The organism is Paraburkholderia phenazinium (assembly GCF_900141745.1).
GTDB classification, from domain to species: domain Bacteria; phylum Pseudomonadota; class Gammaproteobacteria; order Burkholderiales; family Burkholderiaceae; genus Paraburkholderia; species Paraburkholderia phenazinium_B.
This window is the reverse complement of the sequence record NZ_FSRM01000001.1, coordinates 2,720,364-2,735,910: the sequence shown is the minus strand read 5'-3', so window position 1 is coordinate 2,735,910 and position 15,547 is coordinate 2,720,364. Positions and strand designations below refer to the sequence as shown.

General features: G+C 61.3%; 12 protein-coding genes. All 12 read right to left on the bottom strand.

Translation table 11 applies throughout. The features are described 5' to 3' along the window. Positions 1 to 5: 5 nt before the first annotated feature. Positions 6 to 1,670: an ABC transporter substrate-binding protein gene (locus BUS06_RS12405; RefSeq protein WP_074264520.1), complete on the bottom strand. Its 1,665-nt coding sequence runs from the start codon at positions 1,668 to 1,670 to the stop codon at positions 6 to 8. A gap of 21 nt (positions 1,671 to 1,691) precedes the next feature. Continuing rightward, complete coding sequence (locus tag BUS06_RS12400; RefSeq protein WP_254368830.1) at positions 1,692 to 2,135, bottom strand: GNAT family N-acetyltransferase; 444 nt, start codon at positions 2,133 to 2,135, stop codon at positions 1,692 to 1,694. 132 nt (positions 2,136 to 2,267) lie between these two features. Next, entirely contained in the window at positions 2,268 to 3,308 is a 1,041-nt protein-coding gene (locus tag BUS06_RS12395; protein ID WP_074264519.1) for an LLM class flavin-dependent oxidoreductase, read from the bottom strand. A gap of 41 nt (positions 3,309 to 3,349) precedes the next feature. Beyond that, positions 3,350 to 4,291, bottom strand: a complete 942-nt coding sequence (locus BUS06_RS12390) for an ABC transporter substrate-binding protein (protein ID WP_074264518.1) — start codon at positions 4,289 to 4,291, stop codon at positions 3,350 to 3,352. A 40-nt stretch (positions 4,292 to 4,331) separates the two neighbouring features. Continuing rightward, the gene (locus BUS06_RS38530; protein WP_074264517.1) at positions 4,332 to 6,164 is read right to left on the bottom strand and encodes an amino acid ABC transporter permease/ATP-binding protein; all 1,833 of its coding nucleotides are present in this window, start codon (positions 6,162 to 6,164) and stop codon (positions 4,332 to 4,334) included. A 31-nt stretch (positions 6,165 to 6,195) separates the two neighbouring features. Next, positions 6,196 to 7,518 carry an LLM class flavin-dependent oxidoreductase gene (locus BUS06_RS12380; RefSeq protein WP_074264516.1) on the bottom strand — a complete coding sequence of 441 codons (1,323 nt, stop codon included), beginning with the start codon at positions 7,516 to 7,518 and terminating at the stop codon, positions 6,196 to 6,198. A 43-nt stretch (positions 7,519 to 7,561) separates the two neighbouring features. Further along, the gene (locus tag BUS06_RS12375; RefSeq protein ID WP_074264515.1) at positions 7,562 to 8,563 is read right to left on the bottom strand and encodes an LLM class flavin-dependent oxidoreductase; all 1,002 of its coding nucleotides are present in this window, start codon (positions 8,561 to 8,563) and stop codon (positions 7,562 to 7,564) included. A 140-nt stretch (positions 8,564 to 8,703) separates the two neighbouring features. Next, positions 8,704 to 11,232 (bottom strand): TonB-dependent receptor plug domain-containing protein, encoded by a 2,529-nt coding sequence (locus tag BUS06_RS12370; RefSeq protein WP_074264514.1) that lies wholly within the window; start codon positions 11,230 to 11,232, stop codon positions 8,704 to 8,706. 157 nt (positions 11,233 to 11,389) lie between these two features. After that, positions 11,390 to 12,331 carry an ABC transporter substrate-binding protein gene (locus BUS06_RS12365; protein ID WP_074266062.1) on the bottom strand — a complete coding sequence of 314 codons (942 nt, stop codon included), beginning with the start codon at positions 12,329 to 12,331 and terminating at the stop codon, positions 11,390 to 11,392. A 58-nt stretch (positions 12,332 to 12,389) separates the two neighbouring features. After that, the gene (locus BUS06_RS12360; protein WP_074264513.1) at positions 12,390 to 12,938 is read right to left on the bottom strand and encodes a GNAT family N-acetyltransferase; all 549 of its coding nucleotides are present in this window, start codon (positions 12,936 to 12,938) and stop codon (positions 12,390 to 12,392) included. Positions 12,939 to 13,177: 239 nt separating this feature from the next. Next, a complete protein-coding gene (locus tag BUS06_RS12355) occupies positions 13,178 to 14,170 on the bottom strand; it encodes a succinylglutamate desuccinylase/aspartoacylase family protein (protein WP_074264512.1) in 993 nt (330 codons plus the stop codon). A 17-nt stretch (positions 14,171 to 14,187) separates the two neighbouring features. Continuing rightward, on the bottom strand, positions 14,188 to 15,534 hold the full coding sequence (locus BUS06_RS12350) for an LLM class flavin-dependent oxidoreductase (RefSeq protein WP_074264511.1): 1,347 nt from the start codon (positions 15,532 to 15,534) through the stop codon (positions 14,188 to 14,190). Positions 15,535 to 15,547: the final 13 nt, after the last annotated feature.

Genomic DNA, 15,547 nt, shown 5'->3' with positions numbered 1-15,547 from the left:
GTCGTTTACTCCAGCCAGACGCCGTCGAACCGGTGGCTTCCGAGCGGCGAAAATACGAGCCCTCTCACGCGCTTCGATGCAGGCAACGACACGATCGAATGTGCGATCGGCGTATAAGGCACCTGCTGCTTGAAGATTACCTGGGCCTGCTCATAAAGCGTCGTGCGTACTGCGGTGTCGGAACTCGAGCGCGCCTTGACGATCAAGGCATCGAAGCTGGGATCGCACCACTTCGACACGTTGCTGCCGTGCACCGCATCGCAACCGAGCAAGGTGCCGAGCCAGTTGTCGGGGTCGCCATTGTCGCCCGACCAGCCGTAGAGGATCGCGTCGTGCTCACCGCCCTGCTTCGCGCGGCGATTGTATTCACCCCACTCGTAGCTGACGATTCTGGCGCGCACGCCGATGTTCGCCCAATCCTGCTGGATGAGTTGCGCCATCAACTGCGCATTCGGGTTGTAGGGACGCTGCACCGGCATCGCCCACAGCGAGATGTCGAAACCGTTCGGGAAGCCCGCCTGCGCCAGCAATGTCTTCGCCTTCGCGGGATCGTACGGCGCATCCTTTAACTGTTTGTCGTACGACCATTGGGACGGTGGCATCGGATTGGTCGCGATGGTCGCGTTGCCTGCGAAAACGGCCTTGATAATGGCGGGCTTATCGATCGCCATATCGAGCGCGCGCCGCACTTCGACGCGGTCCAGCGGCGTGTGCTGCGTGTTGTACGCAACAAAGCCTACATTGAAGCCCACGCCTGTAATCAAGGTCAGGTCGGGGTTGCGTTTGATCACCTCCAGATCCGCGGGACGTGGGTACACCGACACCTGGCATTCGCCGCTCGCGAGCTTCTGGGCCCGCACACCTGGGTCGGGCGTAATGGCAAAGATCAGGTGCGCGAGTTTCACGTCTTCCGGGCGCCAATAGTCGGGATTCGCGTCGTAACGGATCAGGGCATCCTTCTGATAGGAACGGAACACGAACGGACCGGTGCCAACCGGCAACTGGTTGATATCGGCCTCGCGATGCGCAGCGCTCAGTTGTGCTGCGTATTGTGCGGACAGAATCGATGCGAAGCTCATCGCGACATTGCGCACGAAGATCACGTCCGGCTGTTTTAGCTGGAAGCGCACCGTGTAGTCGTCCACTTTGTCGATCCGCGCGAGGTTCCTGTCGAAGCCCAGATCGCTGAAATACGGGAAACTCGTCGGATAAGCCCGGCGAAACGGATCGTCGGGATTGAGCATGCGGTTGAAAGTGAACAGCACGTCATCCGCGTCGAAATCGCGAGTGGGCTTGAACCACGCCGTCGTATGAAACTTCACACCATGCCGCAGATGAAACGTGTACGTCCGCTGATCTTCGGACACGTCCCAGCTCGTCGCGAGCGCTGGCTCGAGGTCGAGCGTGCCGGGGCGAAATTCCACCAGTTCGTTGTAGACCGCGCTGCTGCTGGCGTCGAAATCGGTACCGGTTGTGTGCTGGCCCGGGTCGAACCCAGCCGGACTGCCCTCAGTGCAGAACACCAGGGTCTTGCTGCCGGCTGCATACGCCGGCGCGGCAACCGGCAGTGTCGCCGTCAACAGGCTGAATGATGCGATGCAGAGGGATATGGACGCAAGCGCAACGCGCCGCACAGCAAGCGCTGATTTTTTCAAGGAACGGTTGATCATTGATAGGTTGGGTAGAAAACGCTACAGGTACTTCTCGAACAGATATCCCGGCGGCTGGTCCTCACCGAAGTCGTGTGCGGACAGCAAGGTATAGCCATTGGTCTGATACAGCGCAATGGCCTCTGGCTGACGCGGTCCGGTGCTGAGGAACACGCGCGTATAACCCAGACGAACCGCATGCGCCTCCAGTTCGATGAGAATGCGCCGTGCGAGACCCTGACGCCGATGCTTGCGGCTCGCCCAGATGCGTTTGAACTCGGTAGTGCCCGGGTCGGCATGGCGCATGAACGCGCCACCCGCTATGGCCTGCCCGTCTCGCAGCAAAAGCAGGAACGCACCGTACGGCGGCGCGAAAGCCTCCACGGGATAGCGCTCCATCTCTCTCGCGATCTCGTCGGTGTCGATCAGACCCGCGTAACGACTGCTGTATTCGTAGGCGAGCTCTTCGAAAAGAGGACGCGCCAACGGGTCGTTCCCCAAAACATAAATGAGGCGGTCGTCGGGCACGGTGTGAATCTGTGTCGGAACAGTGGCAACGGATGTGGCTTGGGCTTGTGTCATAAGGTCAATCAATCGATACGGCAATATGTGTGGCTGCTACGCCGCGACAGGTTCTCGTGCGGCCTCGGGCCGCCAGCCCAGTTCAGGTGCGATGCGAATCACGAAGTCCTCGAGGATCTGCTGATAGTTCTCAAACGGAAGGTCGTAGGGCAATTCGAGGCGCAGTTCGCGAACCTGTCCAACGACCGGATCTTCAAGCAGGCGCGCGACGATCTCGTCTGCAGTACCAACCAGATCGGGCGCAAACAAGGTGCGGCGCTCGCCATGCGCAGTCAAAGTGCGTGCGTGGCGTCCCTCGGCGAACTCTCGATATCGTTGCCGCGTCCTGGCATCGGCGCCATCGGTCGGCACGATCACGCGGCCCAGCGCGATACGCGGCGAGCGCGCTTCGCGCCAGTGCGAGTGGAACAGTTCGAGCTGGCGCAGCTGCGCTTCGCGGTAATCGTCAGTTCCCTCACCGGTTGTGATGTTGCCGATCAGCAGATTGAAGCCATTGCGGCCGGCCCATTCGATCGAGCGTCGCGAACCGCCGCCATACCAGAGCCGCTCGGTGAGACCCGCCGCATAGGGCGTCACGCGAGGCCGCACGCGGCCCGCCGCCGATTCGATGAAGGTGTCTTCCGCGCCGAGCCATTCACCGGCGAGATTGCGGCGCAGACGCTCGACTCGCGCATGTGAGAAGTCGATCAGTTCGGGATTCGCATCGAAAAGCCGTTCACCGAGCAGGATGCCGTGCGCCGGGGCACCTGCGCTGAGCCCGATGTTGAGGCGGCCGCGCGACAGCACATCGACGGTGGCAAGGTCCTCGGCAAGACGAAATGGATTCTCGTAGCCCATCTGGATGACCGCGGTGCCGAGGCCGATCCGCGTCGTACGCTGGCTGGCAGCCGCGAGGAAAGTCGCCGACGAGGAGACCGCTCGTTCCAGGTGGCGCTGACGCACCCACGCGCTGTCGTAGCCAAGCGCCTCGCCGACGCCAAACAGTTCCAGCGTCCGCTCGAAACCGGCGAGCGGCGCATCGTCGGCATAGTTGCCCGGCGTGAGGAAAGCAAGGTGATCAATGCGGACCGCACACATAAATGCCCTCTCTGGTTGTTCTGGCTAGTAAGCGCCTTCGATCACGCATCCGGAAAGCCGGCAGGATTGGTCTCGGAGTGCTCGACGGCCTCTGTTTGCAGGCCCCAGCGCGCGAGCGCCGCGCGATACTGGCCGCCGCGGATCAGCCCATTGGTCGCCGCCGTCAGCGCCGCCGCAAGGCCACTGCCCTTGCGGCTCGCGATCGCGACGTCCGCGTTGTTCGGCCAGCCCGCGTTGACCGTGCCTACCTGGCGGATCTGTCCTTGCGTCGCGGCCTCATAGGCGAGCGTCGGATCTGGATTGAAGATGGCATCGGCGCGGCCCGACAGCAGCGCCAACCGGTTAGCGGCGCTGTCGTCGTAGTACTGCAGGCTCGCCTCTTTCAGCCCATGTGCGGTGTTCCTCTGATTCCATTCGAGCAGGATCCGCTCCTGGATCGTCCCGGAACTGGTGATGATGCGCAGCCCCGCGATATCCTTCGGTTCACGGATCGACCTGATGGCGCTGTCCGACTTCACATAGAACCCATGCAGACCCAGCCTGTACGTCGTAAAGTCGAACTTCTGCTTGCGTTTCTCGGTGACGCCGACGTTCGAGATCACCGCGTCGTATTTACCTGACGCGAGACCCAGCGGCCAGTCGGGCCACGCGACAGGCACCAGCAGCAGACGCAGGCCGAGCGCATCGGCGACGAGCTGCGCGTAATCGGGATCGGAGCCCACGATGCTACGGGCGTCGGTCGCGTACGTCGCGATAGGCGGATCGAACGGCGCTATCGCCACCGTGAGCACGCCTGGCGTCACGAAGCGATAGCCTGCGAGCAGGCGCTGCGCGTCCAGGTCCCTGGGCGCGCGGATACGCTCTTTCTGCTCCGGGCTGAAGTCGTAAACCTGTGTTGCCGCATACGCTGGTTCGGCAGACCATGCAAACGGCAACGCAGCCAGCGCGGCCATCTCCATCATGAACGTCCGTCGGCCGGTCATCAGTGATCCTAAGCCGTTGTGTTTCATTCGTCGCATACGCTCACAGCACCTTCGAGAGGAATTCACGCGTGCGAGCCTGCGCCGGATCGCCAAGCACGCGCGACGGCGGCCCCGCTTCGACTATGCGTCCACCGTCCATGAATACGATCGTGTCGGCGACCTCGCGCGCGAAGCCAATTTCATGCGTGACAATGATCAGCGTCGTGCCCGAACGTGCAAGCTGGCGGATCACGTCAAGTACCTCGTTGACCAGCTCCGGATCGAGTGCGGACGTCGGCTCGTCAAACAGTAGTACTTTCGGTTTCAGTGCAAGCGCACGCGCAATCGCCACACGTTGTTGCTGACCGCCCGATAGCTGGCGCGGCCATGCATCGGCCTTGTCGCCGAGTCCTACGCGCGCGAGCAGTGTGCGCGCCTCAGCCTGGGCCTGCGCGCGCGGCACACCTGAGGCCAGCGGCGCCTCGATGACGTTGTCGAGCACGCTCAGGTGCGGAAACAGGTTGAAGCTCTGAAACACCATGCCGACATCCGCGCGTCGCCGCTGCAGGATGTCCTTCTCCTTGAGCTCGTAGAGCGTGCGTCCGTCGCGGCGATAGCCGATCAGCTCGCCGTCGATATCAATGAAGCCATCGTCCACGCGTTCGAGGTGGTTGATCGAGCGCAGCAGCGTCGATTTGCCGGAGCCCGACTGACCGAGAATCACGGTGACGCTGCCCGAAGGAAACGCCAGCGAAATGTTATCGAGAACCTTTAGGGTGCCGAAGCTCTTCGAGACATTATGGATGCCCACCTTGCCGCCGATCCGCCGCTGCGCCCAGCCGGCTTTGCCCGCTTCGCTGCTGGATTCGCTGCTGGTTTTTGCCCCAACGCCAGATCGGCTCCCAAGCTCGCCTGCGCTTTCACCAGGTGCAGCGCGCGCATTACGCCACCGGCCGAACAATGCAGTCAACGGCGACAACGCCACCTGCTCGCGCGTCGCACCGCGGGCATAGTACCGTTCGATGTGAACCTGAATCGCCGACAACACCGTGAGGATGATCAGATACCAGATCGTCGCGACCATCAGCAGCGGAATGACTTCCAGATTGCGGTGATAAATGATCTGCACCGTATAGAACAGATCCGGCATCGCGAGGATGTAGACGACGGAGGTGCCTTTCGCGAGACCGATTACATCGTTGAACGCTGTCGGCAGAATGGCGCGCATCGCCTGTGGCAACACGATACGACGCACCTGGCGGCCACCCGGCAGACCCAGCGCCGCACCGGCCTCACGCTGCCCGTGGTCGACGGAGAGAATCCCACCACGGATAGCCTCGGCCGAAAACGCCGCGTGGTTCAGCGTGAGTCCAAGCACGGCCGCGAAAAACGGACTGATCAGATCGGTGGTCGATTCATTCAGTAGTGCAATATGCGTAAACGGAACCCCGATCCAGATCGTCTCGTACAGATAGCCAAGGTTGTTTAACAGCAGCAACAGCACGATCGGCGGGATCGAACGGAATAGCCAGATAAACGCCCACGCACAGCCGGCCAGTAACGGCGAACGCGATACTCGCGCCAGTGCAAGCGGTACCGCGAGCGTGAAGCCGAACAACGCGCCGAGCCCCGTCAGCACCAGCGTACGTCCTAGCCCCTCGAGCACGGGGCCAGCAAAAAACCACTGCGCGAAGACGCCCCAGCCCCAACGCGGATTGCCGAGTACCGAATTCGCCACGATCGCGATCAGCGCGATCGCCAGCACGGTTCCTGCCGTGCGCGCATGGTGCCTTGCGGGAACGATCCGATAGTGCGCGTATTCGGGACCTGCTGCGTCGTCACTTGCGTGGCCTGCGTGAGCCGTGCCGGGAAACCGCTGGGTGGTGTCGCTCATGATTCTGCCCTCCTGCCTCGCGCTACGTCAGTCATGCCGTTTCCGCGGCAGCGTAGCGGCTTTCGCGTCGCGGCAACCCAAGATGATCACGCAGCGTTTGGCCGGCCAGCGTGCGGCTATAGCGGCCACGCGCCTCCAGCGCCGGGATCACATGGCGCACAAAGTCGTCGAAACCTTCGGCCTGCACCGGGAAACCCAGGATGAAACCATCGGACGCACCGGCGTCGAACCAGCGAATCAGTTCGTCCGCGATCTGCTCGCCTGTGCCGATGAATTGCGGCTTCGGTGTCGTCACTTCCAATGCGACCTCGCGCAAGGTCGAGCCATTCTTCTTCGCTTCGGCCTTGATGCGGTCGGTGGTCGAACGGAAGCTGTTTTTGCCGAGGTCACCCAGCTCGGGGAACGGCTCGTCAAGCGGGTATTGAGTGAAGTCGTGATGTTCGAAGAAACGGCCCAGATAGGCGAGCGCCTCCTCTATCGAGATCAGGTCGCGGATCACGCGGTACTTCGCTTCCGCCTCCTCTGCGCTCGCGCCGACGATCGGCCCAATGCCCGGGAAGATCTTGACATCGCTCGCCGCGCGCCCGTGCTCGACTGCGCTCTGCCTCACGCTCTCCGCGAACGCCCGCGTTTCTTCGAGCGATGGCGAATGGGTAAACACCGCATCCGCATACTTGCCGGCAAGCGCAATGCCGGAATCCGATGAGCCTGCCTGGAAAATCACCGGCTGTCCCTGAGGTGAACGCTGGATATTGATCGGGCCCGCCACCTCGAAGAAGCGGCCCTTATGGTTGAGCGTATGCAACTTCTCGCGATCGAAGAAACGTCCGCTCTCGCGGTCGCGCACGAATGCATCGTCATCCCAACTGTCCCATAGTCCCTGCACCGCCTCCAGATATTCGTCGGCGATCTGATAACGCAGTTCGTGATCGGGATGCTCGCCGCCATAGTTCTTCGCGGAGCCTTCGAGCGGCGAGGTCACGACGTTCCATCCCGCGCGTCCGCCGCTAATCAGGTCAAGCGAAGCGAACTGCCGTGCTACCGTAAACGGATGGCTGTACGAAGTCGAGAGCGTGCCCGCCAAACCGATCTTCGAGGTGGCGGTCGCCAGCGCCGACAGGATCGAAATCGGCTCGAAACGGTTCAGGAAATGGGGAATCGACTTCTCGTTGATATAAAGGCCATCGGCTACGAAAGCAAATGCAACGCCGTTGGCCTCCGCCTTCTGCGCGATACCCGTGATGAAATCGAGGTTGACGCTGGCATCGGCGGGGCCAGCCGGATGCTTCCAGGAATTCATATGGCCGCCTGCGCCATGCAGCATGATGCCGAAAGTGAGATTTCGCTGGGTCATGATTGGATCCGGTAAACGAAAATGAGCGTGAATGTAGGAGCGGTCAGACGCGCTCGGCCTGTTCTACAGGGGATAGTGCTTCGAACGAAGCGAGTCGCAGCGCATAGTCCGCTACGGGGGTGTCGATTACGAATTCCTCGATGCCGAAGCGCTCGTGCAATGCGTCGAGTTCCTGATGCACATCGTCTGCGGTACCGGTAACGACGTGCGGATGCAGTTCGTCGAGGCGGTAATCGCTCACGCCGGTTTGCCGCGCGAACTCCGCTGCGGCCTCGGGGCTGGGAAGATTCACGCTCTGCCCTGTGGCGAGCCGCAGTTTGAAAATACGCAATGGACCAACATGACGTTGAGCCTCTGCTTTGGACTCCGCAGCAAACGCGTAGAGCGCGAGCAGCGGCGTACGTCCTGTCGCGTCGCGGTACGTATCAATGGAGCGGCCGATGCTGTCGCTATCGCCGTTAAAGTGACCGGCATAGCAGAATTGCCAGCCGTGTTTCGCGGCAAGCGCAGCACTTTCCGGGCTGCCGCCTAGCAGGATGCCTTGCGGCGCTTCGGGCGGCTGGGGCAACGCGATTGCTCCAGCCAAAGGATGATCGACGTCCACGCCCGCTTTGAGGAACGCGTCCAGTTCGGCGAGCTGATGGGCGAAGTCAGGCTTCTTTGTCTTGTCGTGAAACCATTGAAGCGCGCGCGTCGTCAGCGGCAAGCCGCCCGGCGCCTTGCCGACGCCCAGGTCGACGCGGCCCGGCGCCAGAGACGCGAGCACGCGGAACGCTTCGGCCACCTTAAAAGGGCTGTAATGCTGCAGCATCACGCCACCGGAACCCACGCGGATGCGCGACGTATGCGCGAGCAGATGGGACACCACAATCTCAGGCGCGGAACTGGCGAGCCCTGGCGCGCCATGATGCTCTGCAATCCAGTAACGCTTGTAACCCAACGCTTCCGCACGTTGCGCGAGCCGGACGGTAAAGCGCAGCGCGTCGTGAGCATTCGTTCCGTCGGCAATCGGACTTTTGTCGAGAATTGAAAGGGAATAGGACATATCGATACCTCCCCGCACACTAAAACTTGCGCGGGAACAGAGTTACGGGAAACTTGCCGGGTGACATCCGCTTGTTCCATTATCGCCATCGCAAGCCGATGTCGTTCGAGCAAATTTTGCTATGCATATGATGAATTACGTCAGAACGTGTAGCGGGCACGCAGATAGTAGAAACCGCCGTCCTCGCCGATCGTCGAAGCAAACGCATCGTATTGCGCGCCTTCGAGCTGAGCCTGGTACGGGAGCTTCGACGGATAGACGTTGAACAGGTTGTTCGCCCCCGCCGCTATCTGGAATCGCTTCGTCACGTCGTACCGGACCTCGAGGTCGGTGACGTATCGCGCTGCGTTCTCGAAGTGGATGAACTGCGTCGTCGAGAACGCATTAGGCCCCACGATGTAGGTTTCCTCGCTCGAGGTCGACCCAAAGCGCGTCTCGTGCAGACTCACGCCCCACTTGTCGAGATGCCAGGTGCCGCCGATGATGATCTTGTTCTTCGGCGTCGCCGTGGTCAGCCACGCGATCTGCTGCGCGTTGAGTTCTGGTTGACCATTCGCCCCGTTCGCCACGTGCGTGACCGACGTTGTATTCAGGTTCACACCGAGATCCCAGTCCATCTGTCCATATGCACCAAAGCTGGTGTGCCAGGTGCCGGACAGGTCGAGGCCACGGGTACGCGTACTCGCACCGTTCGTGAAGTAGCTCGCAGACACCGCTGACGCTGGCACCGAACTCGGCACCGACAACCCTGCGGCCTCCATTGCTGCGATCGCCGCCGCGCCAGAGGCCGTGCCGCCTTCGACGATCCGGTTGCGAATGTCGATCTGGTAAGCGTCGATCGTCACATTGAGGTTCTTGACGGGCGTCAGCACGAGGCCGATGTTGTAGTTGGTCGACTCCTCTGGCTTCAATGGCTGCGCGCCGATCAGCTTCGCCGCTGCCGAATTGGCCGCCAGAAGGCCGCTAACCGATGCCGGCGATTCGTTGACGTTGCTGTAGTACTCCTCGGCGAGAGAGGGAGCCCTGAATCCGGTACTGACACTGCCGCGCACTGCAATCTGCGGCGTGAAGTCGTAGCGCGTCGAGATCTTGCCGTTCGTCGTGTCGCCGACATCGCTGTAATGCTCGAAGCGTCCCGCCAGATCGACCGTCCACTTCTGCGTCAGGTGGGTCGAGAGGTCGATATACGTGCCGAGCACGTTGCGTGAGTTGTCGCTGGCGCTAACAGGCGCAAGCCCCGGCAACGCCTGTGCTCCACCTAACAGATAGGAATACTCATCGCCGGGCCCCACGCTGTAGGTCTCACGCCGCTGTTCAAGACCAAACGACACGTTGACCGGTGCCGGCAGCAGCGGCAGTTGGAACGCCCGCGAGAGATCTAGGTTGTTCGTCAGTTGCGTGTTGCTGACGGTGGCAAGGTGGAAACTGGTCGGCGTAAATCCATCCGCCGCGTACAGTGCGGTGTTGGCCGAGTTGACCAGGCCTATGCCTTCATTGTCGCCGCCGTAGGTCGTGCTCAGATCCCAGGACCAGCCGAACAGATTCTGGCCTTTGGCGCCCGCGGTGACGGAATAGTCGTTTTCGTTGACCGTCTCAGTGGGCACGAAGCCGCCGGGATACACCTGCGGCAACACCGAAGGCGGACGATAGTTCTGGTAAGCCTCGGCATCGCGGTGAGCGTAGGTGCCAAAGCCATACAGTTCGACGTCGTCGCCGAGGTAATACCCCGCATTGAAGCCCACTGACTCCCGTGTGCTGGCCGGGTCGCCCTCGATCGGGTTGTAGTAGCCATGCCCCGGCTGGAAGGTTCCGAAATAATCGTCGGGACCGGTGCGGACCGTGTGATTCTGGCGGTCATATTCTGCTGCGAGGTCGAGAAAGCCATGATCGCCGAGATTCAGGCCGATATTGGCGGACTCGCCATTCTTGAAGCCGTCGCCGTCGTAAGTCTGGCCGCTTGTCGTCTGCAGCGAGCCCCCGTGCGAGGCCGACTTCAGGATGATGTTGATCACACCGGCAATCGCGTCCGATCCGTACTGCGCCGAAGCACCGTCACGCAGGATTTCGATGTGATCGATCAGCGCGACCGGGATCATGTCGATATCGACGCCCGTCGAACCCTGGTTGAGACCACCGTCGAGCGCGATATTGGCTGTCGTATGGCGACGCTTGCCATTCACCAGCACGAGCACGTGGTCCGGCGTCAGGCCGTGCAGCGACAGCGCATCGGTCAACTGCGCCGTATCGCCAGCATAGGTCTCGCGCGTAATTGACGGCGACAGTTTGACGAGTGCGTCCCGCAGGTTGTTCTGCCCGGTGGACTGCAACTGCGCGCCGCTGATCACGTCGATCGGGGTCAGGCTCTGGCTCGCCTTTGTACTCGTGCGTGTGCCGGTCACGACGACGGTGTCCTGCTGCACGGTACCGTTAGCGACAGCGTGTTTCGCTGCCGGAGCGGTTTTCTCGGACTGCGCCGCGTTAGGGACTGTTGCCGCGGGCTGGGCTCCGGCCGCGGTCGCTGCGGCATCGCTCGCCTGCGCCGGCGCAGTTGCGCCCTGTGCCCATGCCGCGCCGTTGCATGTAATCGCCAGAACAGCGGCCGAGAGCAACTTTATACGAACTCCGGTGGCGGCCGCGGCAGCCTCATTTTTCCTGTTTTTCTTGCGCATCGAACTGTCCGTTGGTGGTAGGCGAAGACAACGCTCCGCCACACCGGCTGATTTCAGCAGTGCGAGGAGCAATCTATTAGTTCTTAGTAATACTGATGAGATACGGCGAAGAGATAAAGCAGAGCTTCATCCGGGCAGCTCGCGCTGCCTGTCCAAGCTAGCTTTTCGGCAGACCTGGCGGATTTGTCCGGGCCTTGTCGATCGCTTCGGAGCCCAGACTCCAGCGGTCGAGAGCCTGAGTGTATTTCCCGCTGCTAATGAGGTCGTTCAGCAGCAGCGTGAGCGGCGCAGCGAGACCGCTACCCTTGCGGGTGGTAATCGCGACATCGGCCAGGATCGGCCAGCCGCCGCTGATAGTACCCACCGCCCGTATGCCGCCCTTCTGCGCGGCCTCGTAGGCGAGCGCCGAGTTAACGCTCAGAATCACATCGGCACGTCCCGAGCGCAGCGCCACATCGCGCACGGCGATGTCGTCGTAATACTGAACCTGAACCGGCTTCAGACCATGCGCGACATTTTCCTTGTCCCACGCGAGCAGGATCTTTTCCTGGTTCGTTCCAGAATCGGTAATGACACGCAGTCCTGCGACGTCCTTCGGTTCACGGATCACCTTGATCGGGCTCGAATCCGCTACGTAGAACCCGAGCACATCGCGACGATAGGTCGAGAAGTCGAATTTCTCCTTGCGCTCTTCGGTCACGGTCACGTTCGATAAAACTGCATCGACCTTGCCCGACTGCAAGGCAAGCGGCCAGTCTTCCCAGGCAAGCACCACGATTTTCAGCTTGCGGCCGAGGCCGTCAGCCACCAGTTGCGCGAGGTCCGGGTCGAATCCGACCACCGTCTTTTCGTCCGTGGCGTACGCGCCAAGCGGCGGCCACGCGACTGCCATACCGATCACCAGTTCGTCCTTGGAGGCGAACTGAAACGAAGGCGGCACGGCCTTGATCGCCGCCGCATCAGGCGTGGCCCGGACACGATCGTGCTGATCCGGGCTCAGATTGAACGTGCTCGCGGCCCACGCCGCACCGGCCACGCCCAGTGCCAAAGCGAAGAACGTTCCGGCCACTGCCAATAAGACTTTCCGACTTTGCTTCATCACTTGATATGCCTTGTTGAAATAGACGATCTGATCGACGGGCAATACGCGTACTTTCCTACCGGCGGCCGAGCGGCCCAGGGTGGATCAGATCGCGTAGCGAATCGGTGCGGCCCGGCTCCAGCAAATCCTTGCCGAACGGAAGACGAAAATGGATCTCCGGTGCGATCGAACGATCGAACAGGGCTTCGTAGCCGGTATTGGTATAGAGTCCAGCAGCCTCCGGCTGCCGGAAACCGGTAGTCAGATACACCCGGCGATAACCCTGGCGTATCGCCCGCGTTTCGAGCTCCTGAACGACGCGGCGCGCGAGACCCTGACGCCGCTGACTCGCATGGGTCCAGATGCGCTTGAGTTCCGCAGTCGTCGCGTCATAGCGCTTGAAAGCACCGCCGCCGACCGTCTCTCCGTTGCGCAGGATCACAATGAACGCCCCTTCGGGCGGCACGAACAGTTCGGCCGGATAGCGTGCGAGCTCTTCGCTCACCGTGGCAGACCCGGCGGCCCGAAACTCGCTATAGCGGGTGGTGTACTCGACATTCAACGCATCCAGCAAAGGCTGCGCAACGGGATCCAGCAATGTGGTATCGATGATTTCGTATGTCATAGCAGACAGGGGAATCGTGTTTCCCCTTTTTTGTTGAATCTTTTTTCCGTCCGACCTTGATGTCCGTCGAATTAAAAAGAAGATAACAGGCTGCTATTGAGGATCGAACCAAACAATTTACGTATGGTTATTCCAGGGAGTCCATATATATAATTCGCGCTGCATTAACGGATTATTCGATCGAGAATAAAGCGTTAGAATTGCCGCAATATTGGCGGACTATTTATTTCGGATTGCTTTCAAACGGGTTCGGCGAGATGGAATAGACAGTCGCCACGCTCGACTGCGGCCGGCACGCGCTTGCAGACAACCTCGCCCGCTGCCGCGAAGAACGTCGTGACCGGCTCACGCAGCGGCGTATCCGGGAAATGAATGCGTGCCGCGGGCTGGCCGGTCACGACCTGGTCGCCGAGTTCGACGAGCGGCTCGTACACGCCGCGATCGTAGGCATACACGTAATGACGTGAGCCGGACACAGTAAAGAAGCGTGTTTGTGCGGGTGGCCCGTCGGGCACGAGCGGGCCGCTCAGCAGTCCGATGAAACCCAGCAGACTCAGCAGGCCTTGCCGCGCATCGCGCAGCAGCCTGGCCTGCACGGTACCGCCGCCTCCGAGTTCAGTGAGAATGGAGATGGCGCCCTGGCGGCGCGCTGCGGTCGCTGCATGGACGGGATTCGGCCGATGCAAAAACGCTCGCGGTAAGCCGAAAGCGGCGAGCAACGCTTTGAGCCGCTCCTCTTCCTCAGGATCGCGCGGCTCGATGGCCAGCATATTGGCGCCGTCGTAGAGCAGCGAACTGCCGCCCGAATGCACGTCGATCAGATATTGCGAGCGCGCTAGCAGCGTGTGCTCGATGTAATCGGCGATCGCCGCCGTTGGCGAACCTTGGGCATCACCTGGAAAACTGCGGTTCAGATTGCCGCCATCGAGCGGCGAAGTCCTGAGACCCGCCGCAGCGGCCGGAAAATTCGCCATCGGCAGGAAAATCAGTTGACCGCGCACCCACTGAGGCTCGATCTCGCGAATCAGGCTGGAAACGAGTACCTGTCCTTCGTATTCGTCGCCGTGGTTGCCACCCATGAGCAGCACGACGGGGCCATCGCCGTTGCGCACCGACGCGATCGGAATCGGCACCCATCCGTACGCGGAGCGATGCACCGAATAAGGCAGGCGCAGATAACCGACATGACGTCCATCGGCATCGAGATCGACTTCATTGTGGATGGTGCTCATCGGGTTCCCTCGTTGCCTCACGCGGCTCGCGCATGGCGGTTGACCGGTCGTCGAAGTCCCAGATTATCGCGCAACGTGCGGCCCTCGTATTCGCTGCGGAACAGGCCGCGTCGTCTGAGTTCGGGGATCACGAGTTCGACAAAATCGTCCAGCCCGGCCGGCAGGACCGGCGGCATGACGTTGTAACCGTCGGCACCGCCTTTCACGAAGCGATCCTCGAGTTGATCGACAATCTGCGCTGGCGTACCGACGAGTTGCCAGTGCCCTCGGGCACCCGCTACCCGCAGATACAACTGCCGGATCGTCAGATTCTCGCGCCTCGCCAACTCAAGCGTCAACAACTGACGGCTCTTGCTCGCGTTCGTCTCGGGCAATTCGGGGATCGGACCGTCGAGCGGATAGCCCGATAGATCAAAACCGCCCGTCAGCCCTGACACTAGTGCAAGACCCACCTTTGGATCAATCAGCGCCTGCAACTGCTCGAATTTCTCCCGCGCCTCGCTTTCGCTGCGGCCCACGATGGGAAACACGCCAGGCATGATTTTCAGGTCGTCCGGGTGCCGGCCATATTGTGCGAGGCGCCCTTTGACGTCCGAATAGAAATCGATGGCGTCCTCGAGCGTCTGCTGCGCTGTGAAGATAACCTCGGCCGTGCGGGCCGCAAGGTCGCGCCCCGCCTCCGACGATCCAGCCTGCACGACGACCGGATGCCCCTGCGGCGAACGGGCTACATTCAGCGGGCCCCTGACCTGGAAGAAGCGCCCCTTGTGATCAAGGACGTGTCGCCGTTCCGGATCGAAGAAGCGCCCTTGATCCTTGTCGCGCAGGAATGCATCGTCCTCCCAACTGTCCCACAGACCCCCTACTACCTCGGCAAATTCGATTGCGCGCTCGTAGCGCTCCGCGTGATCGAAATGCTTGTCGCGGTTGAAGTTCTTTGCCTCATGCTCATTGGACGAAGTGACCAGGTTCCATCCCGCGCGCCCGCCGCTGATGTGATCGAGCGACGCGAATTTGCGGGCGATGTGGTACGGCTCGTTGAAGCTGGTGGAGGCCGTTGCAACCAGACCCACATGTTCCGTGACGGCCGCCAGCGCGGATAGCAACGTAATCGGTTCGAACTGCGCGACGTAGCTGTGCGCCGTGCGGCTGAGAAACTCCACATTGTCGCCACGCGTACCGACACCATCCGCGAGAAACACCAGATCGAATTTTGCCGCTTCCGCCGCCTGGGCCAGCTTCACGTAGTGCCTGAAATTGACGCCAGCATCGGCCTGCGCTTCGGGATGACGCCATGCTGCGATATGGTGTCCTGAGGGATAGAGAAAAGCGCCGAGGCGCAATTGGCCAGTGCGTTGGGTCATGGTGATGGACGGA

Coding starts and splice junctions, on each gene's coding strand:
- BUS06_RS12405 (WP_074264520.1), bottom strand. CDS start 1,670: ATGATCAACCGTTCCTTGAAAAAATCAGCGCTTGCTGTGCGGCGCGTT.
- BUS06_RS12395 (WP_074264519.1), bottom strand. CDS start 3,308: ATGTGTGCGGTCCGCATTGATCACCTTGCTTTCCTCACGCCGGGCAAC.
- BUS06_RS12390 (WP_074264518.1), bottom strand. CDS start 4,291: ATGACCGGCCGACGGACGTTCATGATGGAGATGGCCGCGCTGGCTGCG.
- BUS06_RS38530 (WP_074264517.1), bottom strand. CDS start 6,164: ATGAGCGACACCACCCAGCGGTTTCCCGGCACGGCTCACGCAGGCCAC.
- BUS06_RS12380 (WP_074264516.1), bottom strand. CDS start 7,518: ATGACCCAGCGAAATCTCACTTTCGGCATCATGCTGCATGGCGCAGGC.
- BUS06_RS12375 (WP_074264515.1), bottom strand. CDS start 8,563: ATGTCCTATTCCCTTTCAATTCTCGACAAAAGTCCGATTGCCGACGGA.
- BUS06_RS12370 (WP_074264514.1), bottom strand. CDS start 11,232: ATGCGCAAGAAAAACAGGAAAAATGAGGCTGCCGCGGCCGCCACCGGA.
- BUS06_RS12365 (WP_074266062.1), bottom strand. CDS start 12,331: ATGAAGCAAAGTCGGAAAGTCTTATTGGCAGTGGCCGGAACGTTCTTC.
- BUS06_RS12360 (WP_074264513.1), bottom strand. CDS start 12,938: ATGACATACGAAATCATCGATACCACATTGCTGGATCCCGTTGCGCAG.
- BUS06_RS12355 (WP_074264512.1), bottom strand. CDS start 14,170: ATGAGCACCATCCACAATGAAGTCGATCTCGATGCCGATGGACGTCAT.
- BUS06_RS12350 (WP_074264511.1), bottom strand. CDS start 15,534: ATGACCCAACGCACTGGCCAATTGCGCCTCGGCGCTTTTCTCTATCCC.